Here is a 23,589-nt window from a genome sequence, read left to right as displayed (position 1 = left end):
TAATTCTGGGTCAACTTAAAAAATTTAAAGCGTAAACTTTAAAGTGGCCATTACCTGAGACGGGCGCAAACGATAACTACTTTGCACGTAATAATACTGGTTGTTACTGGCGTTTATAAATTGATCGGTATTCAGGATATTTCGCCAACTAATATTTAAATCCATTTTTGGTTTTTCAAAAGTAAACTGATAACCCAGGTTCAAAAAATAATTATCGCCATTTTCAGATAAAGAATTGCCATAATATTCACCGCTGATACTTAAGTATTGATTGTCTTTTGGATAAAAATAAAGATCTGCAGTATGCTGATGCGTTTCTATTTGCTGAAAATCGTTGCCCCCAAAACCCGAAGTAAAAGTTGAGAAATTACCCGAATAATTTGCAATTAACCAACTGCTAACCTCAGCATCTACACTTCCTCGTAAAACAAAACTTTTCGTATTTACCTCTGCTAGCGTATTATTTAAAAGTTGTTGGCGTGTCGACAAATTATAAGAAGCATTCAGTTTTACCGTTGTTTTTATTTTTCTGAAATATTTACTTCCGCCGGCACTAAAACTATGAGCATCAAACGTATTTTCTTTTTCTATTGCTTCTAAAATTGTAGCTCCATTTTCACCAATAGTAGAACTATACAATAAATTATTTTCAGTATAATTATACGAATACGACGCGTTTAAAAACAATTGCTTTAAGGGATTTCGATAAGCCAGTCCCGCACTATAATCCTGTCGTGTTTTTTCTGAAATTGGCGCGTCATACCGATTCAAATTTCGATAGCCATTCAGCAAAAATCCGTAGTATAATTGTTGAATTTCACCAAAATCATAACGCAATCCTGCAGAAGCATCTACTTCCCAAAAGGTTGAAAGTTTTTTATCTACAGAAAACCTGGGTTCGAAAACCAATCGATCTAAATTTCTTTTTTCTTTAAAGTTATCATCTTCAAGATCGAAACTTTTAAACGCTAACGGCGTACTTAAACTTAAATTCCAGGTTTCATCCTTATTTTTAAATCTGAAATAGTTTTTGAAATATATTGAAGACTGTAAAAATTTGGTTCGGTTTTTAAAATCGGTATCTAAAACCTCTACCCCATCTTCCAGAAAAATATCGGTCTCCAATTGTTGATTTTGAATAGAAAATCCAAATTTTGGCGATATTGTAAATTTGCCAAGCGCTTTGGTAAAACCAGCTAAATTATTGGTATACCATTTTCTTGCGGATACCAGTTGCTGAATTTCACCATAAGAATCGCCATCATTAAAAATAGTCTCAAATTGCCCAGGTTGCACCAGCAGATCTTGATTGGTTTCCGTAAAGCCGGTGTTTGAAGTAAAAGTAATTAATTGTTTACCGACAGTTCTAAGCAGGCGCAGATCGTTTTTTATTCCGAAGAAAGGATTATCTAACTGCTGTTTTATTTGGGCATTAGAACGATCGATTAGCCCACGATTAGCATTCCAAGAACCATTAAATTCCAATTGATTTTTCAGATAATTTTTATCAGCATTATTCTCAAAGGTAAGTTGCCCTTCTAACTTGCTTATAAAAATATCGTTGCTGGTGTTTTCAATCACATCAATCGTATCGGTAGGCGTAAAATACCGAGTTTGCGTACGTCCATCCTGCTGTTGGTAATCGTTAAGATAAGAAATATTCAGTTTTAGATCCCTATCTTTTTTTATACGCTGTAAGATGTTTGCTGAACCTAAATGAACATTATTATCAAGCCAGCGCTGTGATGAGAATGGTGGCTCAGATACATTTTGTATCGAAAGCCAATCGGTTTTATCGATATCAAACTCTGCTCCAACAAAACGGATAGAAAAATTGCGAATCTCACCAGATATATCGCTTCCGGTATTATTACTTTGATAAGTAAGGATGGCCTGCTGCTTTTTAGTAAAAATCATCGGCGTTATTTTAGTTTGCCAAAGCAAAGGCGCAGCGCCAATCCCGGCAGTCGCCGTTCCGCTAACCGTAACCTCTTTTTTAAGCTTGATATTTATAGAAGCGCGCTCTGAAAATTCTAAACTATCCAAAACTTTTACCGGCTGATGATTTTCCAGAATTTCAACTTTAGAAACTGCATTCGCTGAAAGATTATTATTAGCCAAATTATAGCGACCTTCTAAAAGATCTAAACCTTCGATATAATATTTTTGGATAGGCTCGTCTTTATAAAAAATCTGTCCGTTTGGCCGAATATCGATTCCCGGTAATTTCTTTAGAACATCGGCAATCACACGATCATTTTTCCCCTTAAAAGCAGCTACCGAAAAACTAAGCGTATCGCCACGTTGTTGTAAAATTTCAGATTTCACGATAACTTCTTTTAAAGCTTCTGAAGAAGGCGAAAGTTTGACTTTTAGTGCCTGCTTTTTATTCTGAATCGTTTTTTCAAAAGCCCTAAAACCAATATAGGAAACTTTTAAAAACAAAGATTCTGATTCGGTTTTAACGCTGACTTGAAATTTTCCTTCACCATCTGAAATCCCATAAGCTAAGATCGAAGAAACCGAATCTTTACTGATCATCACCGTCGCGCCGCTAAGCTTTTTACTGTTATTGTCTAAAACCTGCCCGGTAATTTCAGTTTGAGAATAGCCTGTAAAGGCAACGCATATTAATAGTATTAAGAATAAAGCTTTTGCTGATCTTTTCAATGTTTATATTTTGATTGATGATGCTTACTAATTACTGAAGTTCAATTGGATTATTTCGTCGCTTATACTTTTTAGTGAGTTCTTTTTTTTGTTTAGCTTCGTCTTCTTCACTCCAACCAAATACGATTCCTGCCTTTTCCATTGTTCCAATAGGATCGCGGTTATAATCGTCTCGAACCTGATCAAGTTCTTCCTGAGAAACAGTTTTATAACTATCAAGATCCAATAGTATACTTACCGGTTTTTCTAATTCCTGAAATCCGGTAAGAGTAAAATGATAATCATTTTTCTGGTCTGAAATCTCTACAATAAGTCCCGGCAAACCATTAAACTTATAAGGGCCATCAGAAAATGGTAATTCTGGAGTAAACCAGGCAATATAATTTCTAGCCGCAAAAGAGCCCGTCGCCTTCTGAACGCTAAAGCCTAAAATTTCTTTTTTCTCGGGCTGAATTTCCCAATCGATTTGTTTAAGATCCTGCTTATATTTCAAATCATATTGGAATATTTTTTCGGCTAAAACAAGTTCGTTATTCTGGTAATTTTTAAAGATTTTATATTTAAAATCGGTCATTTTATTGTACTCATCCATCCTCATCCTTTTAGGATTAGGCATATTCTCTAAAGAATCTTTAACCGCTTTACCTAAACTTGAATATCGAGATATTCCTTCTCCTAAGTAAAGCACAACAGTTTCAGATTTTATTGAATTTTGATCGGTAGAATCTTCCTGATATTCGAGTTGATAAGTTGCTTTATAATTGAATTTTCTTTTCGGTTTCTCCTGTGCTGTAATCTTAAAAAAAAATAATAGCAATATTAGACCTATTTTGAATTTCATAAAGATTTTAGATTAATAAATTTATTTTGGCTGAAGCTCAATCGGATTATTTCGTCTTTCGTACTTTTCGCTTAGCATTTTTCTAGTTTCAATTTCATGCTCCTTTTTACTAAAAGCGATTTTTAGACCTGCATTTCTCATTGCAGCAATGGGATCACGGTCATTATCGTCTCTAAATTGGTCAAGCTCTTCCTGAGAAACCAATTTATAATTATCCAAATTCGATTTTTTGGTTACCGGTTTTTCGAATTCCTGAAATGCAGTTAATCTAAAATGGTAATCATCTTTAATATCAGAAATCTCTAAAATAAGTCCAGGCAAGCCATTAAACTTATAAGGCCCATCAGAAAATGGTAATTCCGGAGCAAACCAAGCGATATAACTTCTACCCGCAAAAGACCCCACAGCCTTCTGAACGCTAAAGCCTAAAATTTCTTTATTCTCTGGCTCAATTTCCCAATCGATTGTGTTTAAATCTTGCTCATATTTATATTTATATCGGTCTGCCGTAATACTTTCGGCTAAAGTGATTTCATTATCCTGGTAATTTTTGTAGATCTTGTAGTTAAAATCGGTTTCCGGAGCTTCGAAAGCTCCTAGAGAATCTTTAACCGCTTTACCCAAACTTGAATATCGAGATATTCCTTCTCCTAAATAAAGCACAACAGTTTCAGATAATATCGAATTCTCATCGGTAGAATCTTCTTGATATTCGAGTTGATAAGTTGCTTTATAGGAATATGAATTTTGCGCCACCACATTTTCTAAACAAAGTATAAACACAAGGATAAAAAGACTTCTCATTTTTCTAATTCTATAGAATTATTTTTTTTAGCCAGTTCTGCTCGATGTTTTCTAAGATAATCTTTTTTTTCCTCACCTTCAAGACCTATTCGAATCACCTTACCACCTTCACCTACATAATTATTAACATAACTTATAGGATCTTTTTCATAAGTTTCTACTAGATCTAAAAGTTCTTTTTTCTTGACTTCTTTATATTTTTCAGGAAAAATCTCGTACTCTAAAGGATTGGCAAGCTCTTCAAAACCAGCGAACTTAAAAACATATTCAGCTTCGGTATCCTGCAATTCTAATATCAGTCCCGGTAAACCTGCAAATTTATAAGGGCCATCGGTAAGTGGAATTTCCGAAGTAAACCAAGCGATATAATCTCTACCGGCAAAACTTGTTGTCGCTTTTTGTGCGTTGTAGCCAGCGATCTTTTTAGCGTCAGCGTGTATGTCCCATTTTATTTTATCGATATCTTGTGAGTAATACAATTTGTCGTCCATCAGTTTAATTCCGTATCCCAGCTTATTTTCAGATTTATTTTTGAAAATTCGATATTCAAATTCGGTTTTTGCAGCTTCCATTTTACTTTTCCATCTTTCAGATCCAATATCTGCAATGTTAACATTTACAGATATAGAGTCTTTTAAAGCTGCTCCTCTACTTATAAATAAAGACGAATCATTATTTGCGAAAAGCCACATCACTTCAGATTTACTGGATTCTAAATCTGTTGAATCTAATTTATAAGTAAGTTCATAGCTCACTCGATAGTTAAGTTTATTTTGAGCTTGGAGTGGAAAAGCACTTAGCATTAAAAAAGCTAAAATGAAGATAAATTTATTTTTCATATTGATTTCTGATTGATTCATCCACAATATCTTATATAAATTAAAAAGAAACAACTAAAAACAACTATTTTTTTAGTAATAAAACTATTAACATAGTAATACAGCGGACTGTTTTGCTATTCAGAAAAATAATTATCTTCCGGCTGAATAACATATTGTAAATGAACAGCACTTTAAAAAGCCTAATATTAATATCAGGTCCTTTAATTTTCGGAATATTTCAATTTTTACAACCTCCGGCAGAAATGTCTCCGGAAGCATTTGATATTTTAGCGATTACGTTATGGATGGCAATTTGGTGGGTAACTGAAATTATTCCCATTGCGGCAACTGCTTTATTACCTATTATACTTTTTCCTTTAAGCGGTGCTCTAGACATTGGTTTAACCACAGCTTCTTACGGTCACAAATATGTTTTCCTATATATGGGTGGTTTTATATTGGCAGTAGCAATAGAAAAATGGCAACTACATCGAAGAATAGCACTCAACATTATTAATATTATTGGAACAAATATCAAATTCATCATCCTGGGTTTCATGGTAGCAACCGCATTTTTATCCATGTGGATTTCGAATACAGCAACCTCTGTAATGATGCTTCCCATCGGGACGGCGATTATCACTCAGTTAAAAGATAACCCGGAAACTAGCGAAGATGAAAATAAAGTCTTCGGAAAAGCACTAATGTTAGCTATTGCGTATAGCGCATCTATTGGAGGCATCGGTACGTTAATCGGTACTCCGCCTAATCTAGTTTTTGCAGGAATTGTAGAAGAATTATACGGTATTGAAATAAGTTTTCTGAAATGGGCACTTCTTGGAATACCAATATCTATCCTGCTACTAGCCTTTTGTTGGAAGTATATCACCAGCTTTGCTTTTAAGTTTAAACAAACTGAATTTCCCGGTGGTAAAACAGAAATTAAAAGATTATTAGAAGAATTAGGCAAAATTAGTTTACAAGAAAAACGAGTTTTAATAGTGTTTGTATTAACAGCCTTATGCTGGATTACCAGATCTTATTTTCTTCAGGATTTCTTACCCAATATCGACGATACCATTATAGCAATTACCGCCGGAATTTCTTTGTTTTTGATTCCGTCTGGCAAGCAAAAAAAAGATCAAAAAAGACTTCTAAACTGGGAAGAAGCTGTAAAAATTCCCTGGGGAATTATTCTGCTTTTTGGTGGTGGTATGGCCTTAGCCAAAGCTTTTGATGATACTGGATTGGCAAACTGGATAGGTGAGCAACTGGTTAACCTGGAGAATTTACCACTGTTTTTATTATTGCTGATATTGATTACTGCCATGAACTTTTTAACCGAAGTTACATCGAATACCGCTACTACTGCAATGTTGTTACCTATTTTAGCTCCTATGGCATTAGCTTTAAACCTTCATCCCTATTTGCTAATGGTAGCAGCAACATTAGCGGCCAGTTGCGCTTTTATGCTTCCGGTTGCCACGCCACCAAATGCCGTAGTATTTGGATCGGGGTATCTAAAAATAGCTGATATGATGAAAACAGGATTTTGGTTAAATATATTATCTATTTTATTAATCAGCCTTATTATCTATTTTGCCCTACCAATTTTATGGGATTTCGATCCTTTTACCATACCAAAGGTTTTTAAGTAGTTGTTATTAGTTGAAACAAAAAAGACCGGAAATACCGGCCTTTTTTGTTTAAAATTAATATAAAATTTATTCCTTCGGGCCTGAACCATAATCAGGGTTATTGATATCAAACCAAATCCTTTCCTCATTCAGGGTTTGAGGATTATTTGTACCCGCAGTGAATCCTTGAGTTTCCAAAATATTTAATCTATTTTGATAGTTTTGGTTATCTGCACTAGGAGCGTCAATTCTAAACCGCCTTGGGATAGTAAGCTCTGCAACACTCGAGGCAAGTTTATCCCAAGGTAAATATTCACTATTTCTTTTCGGAATACCAGATCTTCTAACCGTAGTCCAAACATCACCAGGAGTTCCCATGAAATTGATGTATTGTTGGATATAAATTTTTTCTAAGCCATTTGTAGATAGATCGTACGCTGATTTAGAAAGTAACATATCTAATTCTCCAGGTTTTAGCCCGCTTGCCGCCATGGTTGCCATTTCATCATCCATATAAACGGGATCTTTTTCATAATATGGAAAATCATTATTATTAGCCAATTGATCCAATCTTCTCACCGAAAACTCAACACCTGCATTAAAATATTCCTGAGCCGTACCAGTAATATTAGCTCCTAATAATTTAAATTCAGCTAAATAAAAATAAGTTTCAGCTGCAGATCCCATAATCACCTGTAGTGGTGGATAATTATCTCGTTTTTCAATTACCCTTCCTCCCGGTTTAGTAGGATAAACAAATGCATAACCCGTGCGCACAACTCTTTCGTTGAAATTAGAAGTTGAAGCATATGCTTTTTCTACGTCATTCAGACTAATTCTATTTAAAACTCCTTGATTAAAATAGTACTGATTTTCACTTTTAAGAACTTCTTCTGGCGCTAAAGGTACACCAAAATATCGTACCCAAGGTTCACCGGGACCACTCCATCCATTGAAATTGCCATTCTCATCGGTTATTACATAATCTTCTACATAAGGAGGTAGCTGTTGATCGACATCTATAAAAGCTTGCACAACTTCTCCATTGAAAGAATTCTTTTCAAATAATACCCTCACTCTTGGATCACGATTATCAACCATAAAATCTATCAGGTTTATTCCACCAATTCCTGGCTGTACTCCTTCCCCTGTACCAAAATAATTTATTCCTCTTTGATAAATAAAATCATCGTCTAAAGAGTTCATATAACCGGCTTCAGAATTCATTACCTCTTCAACTATTTGAATCGCTTTAGCCCTATCTGCATTTACTAATCTTGCAGCAATCTTTAACTTAAGTAGATTACAAAATTTAGCCCATTTCTGATAATCACCTCCATAAACTATATCTTGACTTCCTATATCAAACTGATTTGGTGCCAGTAAAGATTCAATAGCTAAATCTAACTCCTCCAACCATAAATCATAAAGCTCTTCTTGAGTATCATATTTTGGAGTAATAAGCGGTGGAGTTGTATATGGAGCGAGTCCTGCTTCGGAGTAAATCATTGCTCCATAATAATCGGAATATTGCATTACAGGTAATATCTGTATAGGATATGTCATGCCTCTCATCGCCTGCATTTCGGTTTGTTCTTCTTCAGGCATTGCATCAATTCTTGCACGCACATCTCTCATATTTGGTATAATATAATTATAAATGTGCATGAACCCCCCATTACTTCCCATTTCAACCAATCCTTCAGTGTTACCACCTCCTGCAGAACCGGTGGTTACCTGTGACCATGGATATGTATAATCGAAGGAATCATAGAACCAAGATGTATAATCATTACCATACATCTGTTCAATTCCCTTGGTTATAGAAAATCTCAACTCCGCGTTTTGACTCACTGATGGGTCACTATTAAGATCTGCGAAATCTTCTTTATCACATCCATAGGATGTAAAAATGATCAGAAGAATAACACTTATTTTATTTAAATTTTTCATGTAATATCTTTTTTCTTAAAAATCTATAGAAACAGTAAAAGTATAACTTGCTTGGTATGGTAAAAAAGCTCTTTCTCTAAAAGAATCTGAACTTGTGGTACCCCTAAAACTTTCTGGATTTATATCATTTGGCATTGAATTGTAGAGATATCCAAGATTTCTACCATTTATACCAACATATAAGTTTTTAGCTTTTATATGGTCACTGATACTCTTAGGTAAGTTATATCCTATGCTAATATTTCTTAAGGCTACATATTTTAATTCTGTAAACCAATCATCATTTACCACACCGTTACCCCAAGAATTTCTAAAATAATGGTAATAACCCGCATGAGTAGGTTCTACATATCCTTGATCATAAGCTTCCTGATATGTCATACCACTAACATCTACTGAATTCCCATCAGGAGTGGTAACCATTTGTCCTTGCTGAAAAACACCTTCAGGAATTATTCCATCTCCATATTCTTCTCCTTGAGTATCTGCGTATTCTGAAGTCCAGGATACACCTCCATAGTTTTCATCTCTTCCTCTCAAAGATGTTTCCAAATAACCATAAGCAGTACCATATCTACTGGAATAAGATGCAATATTACCTCCTATTCGCGCATCCATAAGAATTGATAATGATAGACCTTTGTACGTAAATTCATTATTCCAAGAGCCCTCAAAATCTGGCTGAACCTTCCCAACCCTTTCAGGCTCACCACTTCTAATATATGTTGCACCTCTTCTAGAATCGTTATAAGTTAATAGTTTCATCCCATTTCTTGCATCATCGATAGGATTTCCTTCTTCATCTGTTGATTGCCAAGTTTTTGGCTTACTATCAGACATTAAAACCCCATACTCACCACCTTCAAAAGCTACAGAACCTACTCTAAAATTACCATAAGCTATATCGCCACCTAAAGCTTTGTATTCGCCATAATCTTCATGTAGATCTCTTACCTTTGTTCTATTTCTCCAATAATTAAAAGTTGATAACCATTTGAAATCATTGGTTTTTACAGGCGTAACATTTAAACTCACCTCTACTCCGTAATTAGTTAGCGTACCGATGTTAGTAAGAAGATTACCATACCCACTTTCAGCAGGAATAGGTATAGAGCCAATTTGATTTTTAATAGTTTCGTCATAATAAGCTATATCCAGACCAAATCGATTATTAAAAAGACGAATATCTGCTCCTATTTCAAAAGAATTTTTACGCTCAGGTTCAATACTACGATCTACTGAGGTTGTATTCACTGTATTTGTATTTACAAATCCACCTCCTGGCATTTCATAAGAATTAATCTCATACCCCCTGTTAATTGCAAATGGATCTGTGTCACTACCTACCTGTGCCCATGAAGCTCTTAGTTTTCCAAAACTAACCCAATTTGGAAGATCTAAAGTTTGATCAAATATCCAAGATGTAGAAATCGACGGATAAAAATATGAGTTATTCCCAGTACCATCGCTATACACCAAAGCTGAAGACCAATCATTCCTTCCTGTTATATCTAAAAACAGTTCGCCCTTATAATCGAAACTGGATAGAAAATATAATGAGTTGATTTGCTTTGTTCCAGAAACGGCTGCAGTACCGATAGGATTTCTTCTTGAGTTATCCATAAAAAATCTACCTGGCACGATTAATCCACCATCTGTTCTAACATTGCTAAATGATCTTTCTTGATCCCATAGTTCACCTCCTAGTAATAGGTTAGCGGAAAGATCTTTGGTTAGCTTATGTGTAAGGTTAATATTAAGCTTACCGTTTCTCGTAAGATCACGAGAATGATTTAAGGTATAGCTCCCCCCTTCATTTGCATATCCAGAACCTAAGCTTTTTCCCTCGTACCTAATACCATAATAATTCATATTCCCTTCTAAGTTAACGGTCATCCAATCAGTTACATCTGCAGACAAACGAAAAATTGGTCTAACAACGGTCTCTTTTTGTACATTGTCCGCTGTATTATAATTGAACCATAAATCGCTTCCAGGAACATTTGCGTATTCATCACCATAATCAGAAGACGGAACACCACCATGAGAAGCCTGCCAATACTTATTTTGCTGATACTTATCGGTGTTATAAATTCTCTCAAAATAACCTTCGAAATAGAATTGAGAAAAATCATTACTTGCATTTTTTGCTTTAGATTGTGTAAAAGACACAGATCCATTAGCCCTTAGCCAACTTGCTAAATTATAAGATCCTCTAAATGAAAATGTATTTCTATCAAAACTATTATTTGGTAAAATTCCTGTCCTTTCAGAATAAGAATCTGAAAGATAGAAATTGCCTTTTTCATTACCTCCTTTTAAAGCTACATAAGTATTGGTGTTCCAACCTGTTTCATATGCATCTTTCATATTATCTTCATTAGCACTGTAAGGAATCATAGAACCGTCATAATCTTCTATTAACCTACCATCGAATCTAGGACCAAAACTTAACCCACCTCCTGGATGATTAATTAGCGTTGGATCTCCATCGCTGTTATAATGAAATTGTGGTGAGAAACGATAGTAACTACCATCAGCTTTTTGCTCTCCATATCCTACATAACCTGGTAAAGTTCCTGGTCCGAATTCATTTTGTAATCCTGGTTGCTTGAAAACATAATCCATTCCAACACTCTGCCTAACACTTACACCTAAACCTTTTGCTCCGCTCCCGTCCTTAGTTTCAATTAGTACAACACCATTAATTCCTCTTGAACCATATAAAGCGGTTGCTGCAGCCCCCTTTAGCACAGAAATACTTTTATAATCATCTGGATTTAAATTCTTAAGGATATTTCCGTAATCATTTGCATTTGCAGCCCAGTCTGCACTAGAATTTGATGTGTTATTATCCAATATAACACCATCAATTACAAAAATAGGCTGGTTATTGCTAGAATTTAATGAGGAAACCCCTCTAATCTGTATTTTAGAATTTCCAAAAAGCCCACCATCTGAAGTTCCAACGCTTAGACCTGCGACTTTACCCTGTAATCCCCTAACTGGATTTACTGTATTGGTTTTTACAATTTCTTCACCCTCAACTTCACTCATTGCATATCCCAATTGTTTCACTTCACGCTTAATTCCAAGCGCTGTGACCATAACCTCTCCAAGAGCCTGAGTATCGACCTGAAGGTTAATATCTATCTGATTGGACGAAACATTAATTTCTTCTGATTTATAACCGATCATTGAAAAAACCAAGACCGCATCTTCCGATACATTTATTTGATAATTTCCATCGAAATTGGTTGCAGCTCCATTTGATGTTCCTTTTTCCATAACTGTTACCCCTGGCAAAGGCAGCCCACTTTCTCCATCCATCACTGTTCCTTGAACAGTGCGTTGTTGCGCTTCAATAAGCTGAGAAAAGAATAAGAAAAGAACAAATAAAATGAGTAATTTTTTGTTCATGTGATAAAGTTTTTAATTAAGTGATTGTTAATGATTGCTTAAAAATTAACAATTGCTTGACATTATCAAAATGAATTCGACCAATAACGAAGCTTATGCTCCAAACAACATTTAACCCGCTATGTAATGTTATATTTTTAATAAAAAATCACAATGCTTCAATATAAACCAATAAAAAAGTCAAAAATCAAAATTTTATCTAATAAAATTAAGTCTAAAATACTTAATCCTCTTCCTATCGTAGGTATAGGTGATATGAATTTCTCCGGTTTTAGACTGAATAATAGCAGGATAGCTATATTCTCCTTCTTCTTGATCTTCGAGTTTTAGAATATCTTTCCAATGTTCTCCATCCTTAGAATACGCTAAATTTAATTTACTACGACCTTCCCACCAATCTTCACCACTTTCCATTGGATTATAAACCATTAAGAAACCTCCATTATCTAGACTTAAGGCATCGATACCTGAATTTGGATTTGCTAATTCAGATTCCATAAATTCGCTCCATGTTTCTCCATTATCTTTACTGATACTCTCTAAAACAACATTTTGATCACTTCTGAAAAAAGCTTTTAAATCGCCATTTTTAAGCTGAATAATAGTCGGCTGAATCACTTTAGAATCCGAATCTTGATTTACCGGAATCTTCCTCCAGGTTTTCCCAAGATCATCTGAAATTTCCATATGTGCATGCCAACCAGCACCGTCTTGAAGTTCTACGCTGGACGGACTAACAATTTGGCCATTTTCTAGTTGTATTGGCTTATTTTTAATTGGACCCAGTATTCCTTCAGGCAATAAGATTTTATCGCTCCACGTCTTTCCCTGATCTTTTGAAGTTTTATAAGCGCCCCACCAGGTAGAAGGCGATGGACCAATTTTATAAAAAAGGAATAAATTTTCACGAATATTGAATAAAACAGGATTCCAGGTTGGATAACTAAGCGTATCATTTTCAAAACCATCGGCTACCTTTCTAGGAGAAGACCAACCGACTTCAGTTTTTATACTGGTATAAATACTCACATCTGGATGTCTTTCGTGCGTGCCACCAAACCAGGCTGCAATAAGATCGCCGTTTTCTAATTCTGCAATAGTAGATGCGTGAGCGCTGGGAAAATTCGCTTCCGTATAAATAAAACCCGATTCTAAAACTTCAAATTTCACATCTTCCTGAGCTTTTATATTCAGAAAAGATAATACAAAACAAATTATTAAAATGGTTCTCATAATAGATTCAGATTAAAACAAAAAAAGGGAAGAGGGGAACTACTTCCTCTTCCCAACCAATGCATAAAACAAACTTACACTAAGTTAATTTTCAATATTTTGAGCGTTTATATTAGCAAAAATCAATTTAGTATTTTACAAAAAAAGAAAGGAGGATGGCGGTCCTCCTTTCATTGTCAAACAAACTTTTCACTAACATGTTATGTCGTGAAAAACATGAAGAATTATTGAGACAAGCTTTCCAAAATCGGCTTCACTAAACCTGAAATTGTCGATTTTGAATCTTCATTAAGCTGCTCAAAAATGGTTATTTCGTTACCTTTTTCTTTTAACCAACATCCCGGTAAATACAGCGTTTGCTGTGGACCAACATTCCAATATCTACCTAAATTATGCCCGTTAATAAAAACAATACCTTTTCCCCAATCCTGCATGTCCAAGAAAGTATCTCCAATCTCATATAGATCGAAATTCCCAGAATACACGACCGGTAATTTTTCTTTTATTTCTTCGGAAGCCTTTACTTTCGGTGAATCTTTAAATGGCGCTTTGTACATTTCCCATCCGCCAGAGATTTCGTAATCATTAATACTTACAGCGCTGATGATTCCTTTTTTATTTTCGGTCATTTTTGCCCCGTAATTAATTCGTCCCATATTTTCTACAAGAATTTCTAAACTCCCGTTAAACGGAATTTTAATATCCATCTCGTATTCGTTATTCATACGGTTAAGCTTACCTACATATTTTCCATTCACATAAACTGTTGCAAAATCTCGTAAGCCAGGGATTTGTAATTTCCCGTTAATAGGCTGTGTGAATTTTTTTCTATATAAAACATAGCCATAACCTTGATCTAATGCCTCAAAACTCATCGGTGTATCAGCAATTACAGGTTCAGATTTTTTAATCATCTTCAAAGCACTTTGCTTTTTATCCAGTTTAATTTCAGGAATCGAAATAACCGGAATTTGCTTCGGAATTTCAGGAATATCGTATGCTACGTACTTCTTCATCAATTCTCTAATCGCGGTATATTTTGGCGTTACCCAACCAGGTTCAGAAATTGGCGCATCATAATCATAACTAGTAATATCTGGCTGAATATCATGATCTTCGTTATAATTGGCACCACTGGTAAACGCAAAATTTGTTCCGCCGTGAACCATATAAAAATTGAAATCTACCTCGTTTTTAAGATACACTTCCGTTTGCTTTGCAATCGCATCGGCTCCAATTCTTGTAAAAGGCTCTGCCCAATGATCTAACCAACCGGGATAAAATTCGGCTACCATATAAGGGCCTTCGTTATGATGATATTTATTTACCGCTTTTTTAAGATTGTTTACATTATTCTCGCCATTGGCGGTTGGCAAAGCACCTTCTACCGCGCCACCTTCAAAAAGCCAGGTTCCATCTGAAGTAAAAAACGGTCCTTCTAAACCAGATTCTTTCAGCATTTTAAAAATCTTTTGCTTGTAAGCTTTATGATCTTCCGCAGCAATATCTTCTCGTTGTGACACAAAAGAACCAAATTCGTTTTCAGCCTGAACCATAATTACGTTTCCGCCTTTATTTACCTGAAGTGGTTTAATTTGCGTCGCCAGCTCATTAATATACGTTCGGCAAGAATCTAAAAATGCCTCGTTATTTTGACGAATCTTAAGTTCTGGATTCTTCTGGAGCCACCACGGATATCCGCCAAATTCCCACTCGGCACACACATAAGGGCCGGGACGTACAATTACAAATAGCCCTTCTTCTTCGGCCATTTTTATATATTCCTGAAGATTTTTGTTTCCTGAAGTCCAATCCCATTCTCCCGGTGCGGTATTATGATAATTCCAGAAAACATAGGTGGTAATTGCATTTAAACCCATAGCTTTTACCATCTTCATCCTATGGCGCCAATAAGGTTTAGGAATCCTGCTGTAATGCATTTCTCCCGAGTAAATATGAATAGGCTCTCCTTTATACTGAAAATTACCATCTTCAATTTTAAACACTTCTTTTTGTGCCTGCATGCTAAAACCTACAAGACAAAAAAGAATAATAAGATTCGATAAAATTCGCATTCGTTAATAAATTTCAAGATTAGCTAATATTGGATTTGCTTTTGCTGCCTCAATTTCAATTTTTAAAGCGGTGGTTTCTACGGAAGGAACTTTTAGAATTCGCTTATACCCGATCGTTGTGCCTTCAGCAATTTGCTTCCATTCGCCATTTTCCTTTGCACTAATATTGAATTTTTCTACACGTTGTCCTAATTCAATATATTCCTGAAGTAATACAAAGTTAACCGTTTTAGCAGCATCGAAAGTGATTTCTACTGAAGATTGTATAACTTCATCATCGGTAGCCCAATACGTTTCAGAATCTCCATCGATTAAATTTTCTGCGGAATATGCTTCTGATTCCCCTCGATAATTACTTGCTGATATTTGTGCATTTTCAGCTAAATTATTAGCAAAAACACTATCGATAATTTTACGCATTCCTAATAAAGAAGCCACATCATTTTCATGAAATTGACCACGTTGATCTGGCGGAACATTCAGCAATAAAGTAGATCCTCTACCAACCGATTGCAAATAAGTAGTAAATAATTCTTGTGGAGATTTTACTAAAGAATCTTCCTCTTTATGATAAAACCATCCCGGGCGTATGGAAACATCTACCTCAGCCGGAATCCATTTTGTACCGTCTTTAGCTCCAGTTTGCAATAAATCGCTAATTTCAGGTTTCCCCGCATACAGTGTATCGGGATTAATGATATTCCAATTAGTTGATCCTGCTTCGCCTCTTTCGTTACCTACCCAACGTAAATCTGGACCGGCATCACTAAAAAATAATACAGAAGGTTGAATTTCTTCTACCATTTCTAAAGTAGTTGGCCAATCGTAATAATGTTGTTTATCGATTCGTCGTTCTTCTTTTGCGCCTCCGTAAAATCCATCGCCACCATTAGCACCATCAAACCACATTTCGAAAATATCGCCGTAATTTGTGAATACTTCTTTTAATTGATTTCGGTAATATTCCACATAAGATTTCTCTCCATAATCTTCACGATTACGATCCCAAGGCGATAAGTAAATCCCGAATTTTAAATCGTGTGCTCTGGCCGATTGCGCTACTTCTTTTACCAAATCTCCTTCTCCATCTTTGTAAGGAGAATTTGAAATGTCATGATCGGTATAATCTGAAGGAAATAATGCAAAACCATCATGATGTTTTGCCGTTAAAATTACGCCCTTAAAACCGGCTTTTTGCAAAGTTTCCATCCATTGGTCCACATTAATATCTGTAGGATTAAAAATTTCTGGAGATTCGTCCCCGTATCCCCATTCTTTGTCTGTAAATGTATTAGTGGTAAAATGTATAAAAGCATTTAATTCCATTTTGTGCCAGGCCAATTGTTCTTTACTTGGCGTTGGCCCAACAGCTTCTGGTACTTTTACTTCTTGTTTTTCCTGGCAGGAAAACAACATCGTTGCAATCCCTAAACCAGCTATAATTCTATTGAAATACTGAATCATTTTTTTTTAATTTTCGATTGAAAATGCTACTCCTGAACTATTTTTTGCTGAACGAATTTCTTTAGGAAGTGTGATTTCAATCGTTCCATTTTTTATTCTGAAATCTACTTTTTTTCCGGTTTCCAGCAATTTGATCTTTGCATATTCTGAAGGTAAATTTTTACTAAAAGTGATTGTTTTAGGAAGCTTAACATCATCCTCAAACATTGCTATCGCATAAATTGTTTCCTCCTTTTCAGTAAAATAAATATTCTCTTCCTGGTAATCATCAATGGCATGTGTACCATAAATAGCTTCGCCATTTTTATCTAACCAAGCGCCAATTTCATGTAACTGATCAACCACTTCCAGCGGTATAGTTCCATCTGGTTTTGGGCCAATCCCAAGAAGCATATTTCCTCCTTTAGCAACCACTTCTACAAGATTATGCAACACTGTAGTAGAGGATTTAAAAGGATCGTTTGGCACATATCCCCAGTTATTCCCTAATGGTAAATTACTTTCCCATGGATTATCTAATTTGGTTTCAGGAATTTTACGTTCTGGTGTTTGATAGTTTTCGTAAGGGCCATGTACCGTACGATCTGCAAAGATAATTCCAGGTTGTTTTTCTCTGGCCATCTCCGCTATTTTCGGCATATCGATTTCCTGACTAAAATCTGGAATTGGCGCACCCCAGGCTCTCACCTCATCGTTTACGGTTTCTTTTGGGCGTACCCAACCGCCATCTAACCATAGAATATCGACACTCCCGTAATCGGTCATTAATTCTTCAATCTGGTTGTAAGAGAATTCCTTGAATTTATTCCAACGCCAGTCATATTTTTCGATATCATAATTCGCATTTCGATTAGGTGTAGCATATTTATCCCACCAGAAATATTGCGAATGCCAATCGGGTTTCGAATAATAAGCGCCGATCATAAATCCTTTCTTCCTAAATGCTTCAAAAATATACTTCGTAACATTCGCTTTTGGATGATTTTGAAAAGGCCCATTGGTAATTTTATAATCGGTTTGCTGTGTATCGAACATATTAAAACCATCGTGATGCTTCGTGGTAAACACCATGTACTTCATCCCAGCAGCTTCCCCGGCTTCTGCCCAACTATCGGGATCGAAATTTACCGGATTAAAGATCTTATCTAAATTCCAATACCACTTTTTATAATCGTTATAAGCAATAGTGCTATCACGCTCAATCCAATCTTCAGAACATAAATTCCAGCTTTCCATAATTCCGGGAACCGAATAAATACCCCAGTGAATAAGCATTCCAAATTTAAGATCTTTCCATTCCTCTAGCTTTTCTAAAACCTGAGGATCGGTTGGCGCCACATATTCCTGAGAGCGACCATGTACGCCATGCTCATCTTCTTCCTGAGTTTGTGCCTGATTTTGTTGCGCAAAAACCAACAGGGCCAAGCAAAAAAGTGATTTCAGATTATTGAATTTCGACATTTCTTAGATATATTTTATTTAGTAATTTCAATATTTTCAGTGATTTCAAAAGTAGTTTCCAATCGGATATCTTCAGAAGAGGCACCAATCATTAGTTTAAATGCTCCGGCTTCTACCAACTGCTTCATTTCCGCATTAAATAATGATAATTCCTTCGGAAGCAATTCAAATTGAATAGTTTTCGTTTCTCCTGAAGCTAAAGTAACACGCTCAAAACCTCGCAACTGCTTTACGGAACTTAGAACACTACTTACCATATCTCTGATATAAAGCTGCACCACCTCATCCCCATCAACTTCACTGATATTCGATACTTTTAGGCTAATTTCTACTTTGGTATTTTTCCCTTTCCCTGAAGTTTTCAATTTTAAATCTGAATATTCAAATTCAGAATAACTTAAACCAAAACCAAATGGATACAACGGCTTAGCATCGGTCTCTACATAATCTCTACGATTTGGGAACCAATAATTATAATATACCGGGATTTGCCCTAAAGATTTTGGTACAGAAACCGGTAATCTTCCCGCAGGATTAAAATCACCAAACAATACATCGGCAATAGCATTTCCGCCTTCTTGCCCGGGATACCAGGCATCTAAAATAGCAGGGACATTTTCTGAAGGCCAATTTAGCAATAATGGACGACCTTTTATTAAAACTAACACCGTTGGCGTTCCAGTCGCTACAACTGCCTGAAGCAATTCTAATTGTTTCCCCATCAAATTAAGAGTTGAACGATCGTAGCCCTCGCCACTTTCCATATCGCCCAAAATCTGGTCTTCTTTAGAAGAAACAGTAGCCGCTCCGGTTTCTAAATATTCGGTTTTAAAATCTCTTGCGCTTGAACCTCCTAAAACAACAATGGCAACTTCAGCTCTTTTAGCTGCTGCTACCGCTGCCGGAATATCTGTTTGCGTAGTATCACGAACGGCAGTTCCTTTTACGTATTCGATATTGGCATTCGGCATTTTATGCTGAATACCTTCTAGCACGGTAATTATATTGTCTTCAGATTGCGGAGCGGTATAATCGCCTAACTGATTATATTGCATATCGGCATTCGACCCGATTACCGCAATGTTTTTCAATTCTTTGTTTAATGGAAGTATGTTGTCTTCATTCTTCAGCATGGTAACCGATTGGCGAGCGACTTCCCTTGCCAATTCGATGTGTTCTGAATTTCGAACTATTTTTTCAGCTTCTTTTTCCTTTACATAAGGATCATCAAAAAGCCCTAATTTGAATTTTACAGTAAGAATTCTTTTAACCGCTTCATCGATTCTTTCTTCGGAAACTTTTCTTGAATTTACCGCATCCAGCAAGGCATCGTCATAACCATTCCCGCCAAGATCAACATCAACTCCGGCATTCATGGCCATAGCTGCCGCATCTTCTGAAGTTTCAACCACATGATGATCTCCTAAAAGCCCTTCGATACTTGCCAAATCTGAAATTACAAAACCATCAAATCCCCAATCTTCTCTCAGTGTATTTGTCAACAAACTTTTATGTGCTGTACTTGGAATCCCATCGATAGAACTGTAGGCCGTCATTACCGATAACACACCGCTATCTACCGCTTCTTTTACGGGATACATATAATTCTGGAATAAATCGCGTTGTCCCACATGTACGGCAGCACCATTGTGTCCTCCTTCTGAAACTCCGTATGCTGCAAAATGTTTTAGTGTTGCAGCTACGTGTTTACCATCTTTTAGATCGCTTTCTTTTTCACCTTGAAAGCCTTTAATTATCGATTTTCCCATTTCAGCAATTAAATAAGAATCTTCACCAAAAGTTTCTTCTACTCGAGACCATCTTGGCTCTCTGGCAATATCGATGATTGGGCCATAACCGGTATTGGAGCCCTGTGCTCTAATTTCTTCAGCAATAGCTTCAGCCATTGTCATAATCAGTTCTGGATTCCAGGTGCTGGCCTGGCCTATCGCCGTTGGAAATACCGTAGTCCCAATAGCCATATGCCCATGCATGGCTTCTTCTTCTAATAATAATGGAATCCCTAAACGACTATTTTCAATCGCATATTTTTGTATAGCATTCGTGATTTTGGCAGCTTCCTTTGGATGCAAGCCATTTTCTAAAGTCTTCTGCGTCCAGGGATCTGCTCTTAACAATCCCCATAAACCGCCAATTTTTCTGTTCTTTATTTCTTCTTTGTAATGTTCACTAATTCCCGATGTATTTCCTTCTTTCTTATACATTTTCCAGCCAAGCGGTGTGGTTAACTGACCGATTTTCTCATCGATGGTCATTAAAGAAATAAGGTTTTCTACGCGTTCATCAACACTAAGCTCACTATTTTTATAAGGCGCATTTTTTAAATCCTGCGCACTCAACAAGTTTGAAATTAGTAAAAAACAAAGGCAAATTTTTTTCATCAATTTTTCAATTTTAATAACAAAACTGGTTAGTTAAATACCAACCAGTTTTAAAGCTAAATACAACTAATAAACTACCTAAGGCCAAGCCAAAAGGCATCATAATTTTTATTTCAAGCCATGATCCCGATAACTATCAGAACCGCGTATTTAATCTCGATTATCGAGTAAAATTTTTTAATCTTCAATATCCCAAACGAATTCCCCATTTTCTACTGACCAGTCATTTCCGAAAAAGCCACTCCCCTTTATACCCGATAATCCGTCTTTGGGCATTTCATCATTAAACAAAAGCAAGTCTGGATAAAATGTTCCGTTCTCTAAATAATCATTAGCATAAGCAGCATGCATTCCTTTAATACCAGAGGCGGTGACCACACCAATACTTGCGAACTCGTGATTCTCTTTAGGATAAATAAAGTAAGCACCGTAATGCTCACCTTTTATGGTTTTATTGCCAATTTTTACCTGATTTTCAGAAAATTGTACAGGCGAATTTTTGAGTAATTTCTTCCATGCAGCGTTATTCGATTTGTTGCCATACATTATAATATTACGATCGATATAATCTGAAGCTTTAAAATCGGTATCCTTTATAATTTCTACGCTTCCGTTTGCACGATACCAAAACTTTTCAGCATCAAACTTTGCGCGATTAAAATACCATTCATTTTCTTCTTTAGATCCTTTAGTTGCATATACGAATACCATATTATGGCGAAATGCATCTTTAAAACCACCATATCGAAGCGGACTTTTCTGTGAAGCATCAGGCTTTTCTGAAGTTTTCCAGCTGCCTGCTTCATTTTCAAAGTAAATAATTCCTGAAGTGGAGGTTGAAATAGAATCCCCATCGATCACCATCGCTTTTAAATTCGGATGCTCCATTGCGACAAGATCGATACTTAATGTTTTTATATTTGAAGTTTCAATAGAAAGTCCATTTTCGGTTCTTTCAAATTTGAAATTACTAATCTCGAAAGGATGTTCTTGCTGAAGAATTGTAATAAAATGGGATTTAGACGACACTCCCGGTGAAGCTGTGCTAAAACCAATTTTATTCATTTCAGCATCGCTTTTTATTTTTCTTCGATTAAAGAAATAGAATATTGGTGGCCAGTCTACACTTTCATCACCAAACCAGTGCTCGCCTCCCGGATATTCATAATAGGCAAAATCATTGTGAAATTTACCTAATTCCTCGCGCATTCCCTGCGCAAGATAGGTAGGAACTACATTATCAGAATCACCATGCAAAATATAAACTCCGTAATGTAGATAATTGTTTTTTAATTTTAGCGTTCGGCTTGGATTACCGGCCCGTCGAGTAATTAGATCAAGATCTTTTTCAGTAGTATTCTTGAAATCTGGATTAATTTTTTGTTTAAAATCTGCAGCCGACATCTCGAATTGCTTTTCAATCTGCTCGTCGGAAATACGACTAATAAAACTATTACGATAGTCTAATAAATCTGGATAACCTGCAGCGGGTGCAATTGCCGCAAACCTATCGGGATAGGTTACACCCAAATACCAACTACCGTGGCCACCCATTGAGTGCCCGGTTAAATAAGTATGTTGCGGATCGGTTTTTAATAAATTTTCTGAATGTTCTAAAACTTCCAATGCATCTAATCTTCCCCAATCTTCCCAGGCAAAACCAAAAGGCCTACGATTAGTAGGAGCAACTACATGCCCCCAATCTTTTTGTTTGTATGCGTTGGCCTGATTTACAGCTTCAACTGAAGCTCCGTGAACCGATAAAAATAAGGCCTGATTTTCTTTGTTCTTAGTTAAGGATGGTGCAACACTGTAATATTGCACGCTATTGTCTACCTTACTAAGAAATGTTTTTTTATGATGTTTAAATTTTGATTTGATATCGAGTATAATTTTGGCGGTATCGATATTTCTGCCATTAGCTGCTTGTAGATAAAGATGAGCAGTAATGCTGTCTCCTTCTTGAAGATTGGAAGGAATAGGAATTGAAAATGGAACTTTTCGAACATTTTTCGAAACAATATTCGGGACATTTGTTTCTGCTGAAATTCCATTTATTTCCACCTTAATTTTAGCTCCTTTTAAGGAGTTCTTTTCAGTATTAATAATTCGAATTGCGCCCCATAAGTTTTCGTTTTCTTCCTGAAGTAAATCGGGTAGCGTTAAGTCTCTAGTAGTAAATTCAATCGGCTTATAAGTTGTTAGTAAACGTGCGCGAATTCTAGAAAAACGACCGCCAGAAAGTAGAAATTTGTTTACTCCTTTTTTTAAAGTTATTGGAATTAGATTCCAACCGAAATCATAATGATCTCCTTCATGTGGTAATCCGTTAATAATAACGTTGGTATGCCCTGAAGCTTCAAAAATTACGTTTTTTTCTTCTTCGGAAATGTATTCTAAATACAAATATCCATTTCGACGTAATTTAGGATCGTTGAATTCTCCGTTTTCACTAATTGCTATATTTTGCCAAGCAATTGTTTCTTCTTTGAAATTGTCGTAAACTTCTTTTCCTTCATTTATCTGAAAACCATTCTGCAAAACCTCAGCAAAAATAGGATCATACTGAATAGCTGAATTACTAAATGGTGTTCCTGAAGTTCCTAAAATAAGACCTTCTTTAAATAGATGAATCACCTCTCCTTCACTAACATCATTAACTTTTTCCTTGCCAAAATACTCTACGATGTTGCCTTCTTTATCTTGCGCTTTGGCATTACTAAAAAAGATCATAAAAAGAAATAAAATTGGAATTCTAAGTTTATTCATTGGTGTTAGGTAAAAAGAGGTGACTTATTAAAAGTTATA

13 protein-coding genes are annotated in these 23,589 nt (G+C 35.8%); 1 reads left to right on the top strand and 12 read right to left on the bottom strand.

Going from position 1 to position 23,589, the window contains the following annotated elements; translation table 11 throughout:
* Positions 1 to 24 precede the first annotated feature (24 nt).
* The 4 genes from PBT89_RS02705 to PBT89_RS02690 are packed head-to-tail and all read right to left on the bottom strand — an operon-like array spanning position 25 to position 5,154.
* Positions 25 to 2,670 carry a carboxypeptidase-like regulatory domain-containing protein gene (locus tag PBT89_RS02705; protein ID WP_270063290.1) on the bottom strand — a complete coding sequence of 882 codons (2,646 nt, stop codon included), beginning with the start codon at positions 2,668 to 2,670 and terminating at the stop codon, positions 25 to 27.
* A 31-nt stretch (positions 2,671 to 2,701) separates the two neighbouring features.
* The gene (locus PBT89_RS02700; RefSeq protein ID WP_270063289.1) at positions 2,702 to 3,511 is read right to left on the bottom strand and encodes a GLPGLI family protein; all 810 of its coding nucleotides are present in this window, start codon (positions 3,509 to 3,511) and stop codon (positions 2,702 to 2,704) included.
* A gap of 21 nt (positions 3,512 to 3,532) precedes the next feature.
* A complete protein-coding gene (locus tag PBT89_RS02695; RefSeq protein WP_270063288.1) occupies positions 3,533 to 4,315 on the bottom strand; it encodes a GLPGLI family protein in 783 nt (260 codons plus the stop codon).
* A complete protein-coding gene (locus tag PBT89_RS02690) occupies positions 4,312 to 5,154 on the bottom strand; it encodes a GLPGLI family protein (RefSeq protein ID WP_270063287.1) in 843 nt (280 codons plus the stop codon). Before PBT89_RS02690 ends, PBT89_RS02695 begins: the two co-directional genes overlap by 4 nt.
* A 161-nt stretch (positions 5,155 to 5,315) precedes the next feature.
* Here PBT89_RS02690 and PBT89_RS02685 point away from each other — a divergent pair, with 161 nt between their 5' ends.
* Entirely contained in the window at positions 5,316 to 6,794 is a 1,479-nt protein-coding gene (locus PBT89_RS02685; protein WP_270063286.1) for an SLC13 family permease, read from the top strand.
* Positions 6,795 to 6,860: 66 nt separating this feature from the next.
* Here the strand turns inward: PBT89_RS02685 and PBT89_RS02680 are convergent, their stop codons facing one another.
* From PBT89_RS02680 to PBT89_RS02645, 8 genes are all read right to left on the bottom strand, one after another.
* Positions 6,861 to 8,726 (bottom strand): SusD/RagB family nutrient-binding outer membrane lipoprotein, encoded by a 1,866-nt coding sequence (locus PBT89_RS02680; protein ID WP_270063285.1) that lies wholly within the window; start codon positions 8,724 to 8,726, stop codon positions 6,861 to 6,863.
* 15 nt (positions 8,727 to 8,741) lie between these two features.
* Positions 8,742 to 12,146 carry a SusC/RagA family TonB-linked outer membrane protein gene (locus PBT89_RS02675; RefSeq protein WP_270063284.1) on the bottom strand — a complete coding sequence of 1,135 codons (3,405 nt, stop codon included), beginning with the start codon at positions 12,144 to 12,146 and terminating at the stop codon, positions 8,742 to 8,744.
* A gap of 195 nt (positions 12,147 to 12,341) precedes the next feature.
* On the bottom strand, positions 12,342 to 13,379 hold the full coding sequence (locus PBT89_RS02670; protein WP_270063283.1) for a sialidase family protein: 1,038 nt from the start codon (positions 13,377 to 13,379) through the stop codon (positions 12,342 to 12,344).
* A 224-nt stretch (positions 13,380 to 13,603) separates the two neighbouring features.
* The gene (locus PBT89_RS02665; protein ID WP_270063282.1) at positions 13,604 to 15,454 is read right to left on the bottom strand and encodes a beta-galactosidase; all 1,851 of its coding nucleotides are present in this window, start codon (positions 15,452 to 15,454) and stop codon (positions 13,604 to 13,606) included.
* Between the two features lie 3 nt (positions 15,455 to 15,457).
* Entirely contained in the window at positions 15,458 to 16,918 is a 1,461-nt protein-coding gene (locus PBT89_RS02660; RefSeq protein ID WP_270063281.1) for an alpha-L-fucosidase, read from the bottom strand.
* A 6-nt stretch (positions 16,919 to 16,924) separates the two neighbouring features.
* Positions 16,925 to 18,379, bottom strand: a complete 1,455-nt coding sequence (locus tag PBT89_RS02655) for an alpha-L-fucosidase (RefSeq protein WP_270063280.1) — start codon at positions 18,377 to 18,379, stop codon at positions 16,925 to 16,927.
* A gap of 14 nt (positions 18,380 to 18,393) precedes the next feature.
* Complete coding sequence (locus PBT89_RS02650; protein ID WP_270063279.1) at positions 18,394 to 20,781, bottom strand: glycoside hydrolase family 3 N-terminal domain-containing protein; 2,388 nt, start codon at positions 20,779 to 20,781, stop codon at positions 18,394 to 18,396.
* A gap of 177 nt (positions 20,782 to 20,958) precedes the next feature.
* A complete protein-coding gene (locus PBT89_RS02645) occupies positions 20,959 to 23,550 on the bottom strand; it encodes an alpha/beta hydrolase (protein ID WP_270063278.1) in 2,592 nt (863 codons plus the stop codon).
* Between the last annotated feature and the right edge of the window lie 39 nt (positions 23,551 to 23,589).

Origin of the sequence: Zunongwangia sp. HRR-M8, from assembly GCF_027594405.1 — a bacterium.
GTDB lineage: Bacteria > Bacteroidota > Bacteroidia > Flavobacteriales > Flavobacteriaceae > Zunongwangia.
The sequence above is the reverse complement of the archived record's forward strand: the minus strand, read 5'-3'. Positions and strand labels throughout refer to the sequence as shown.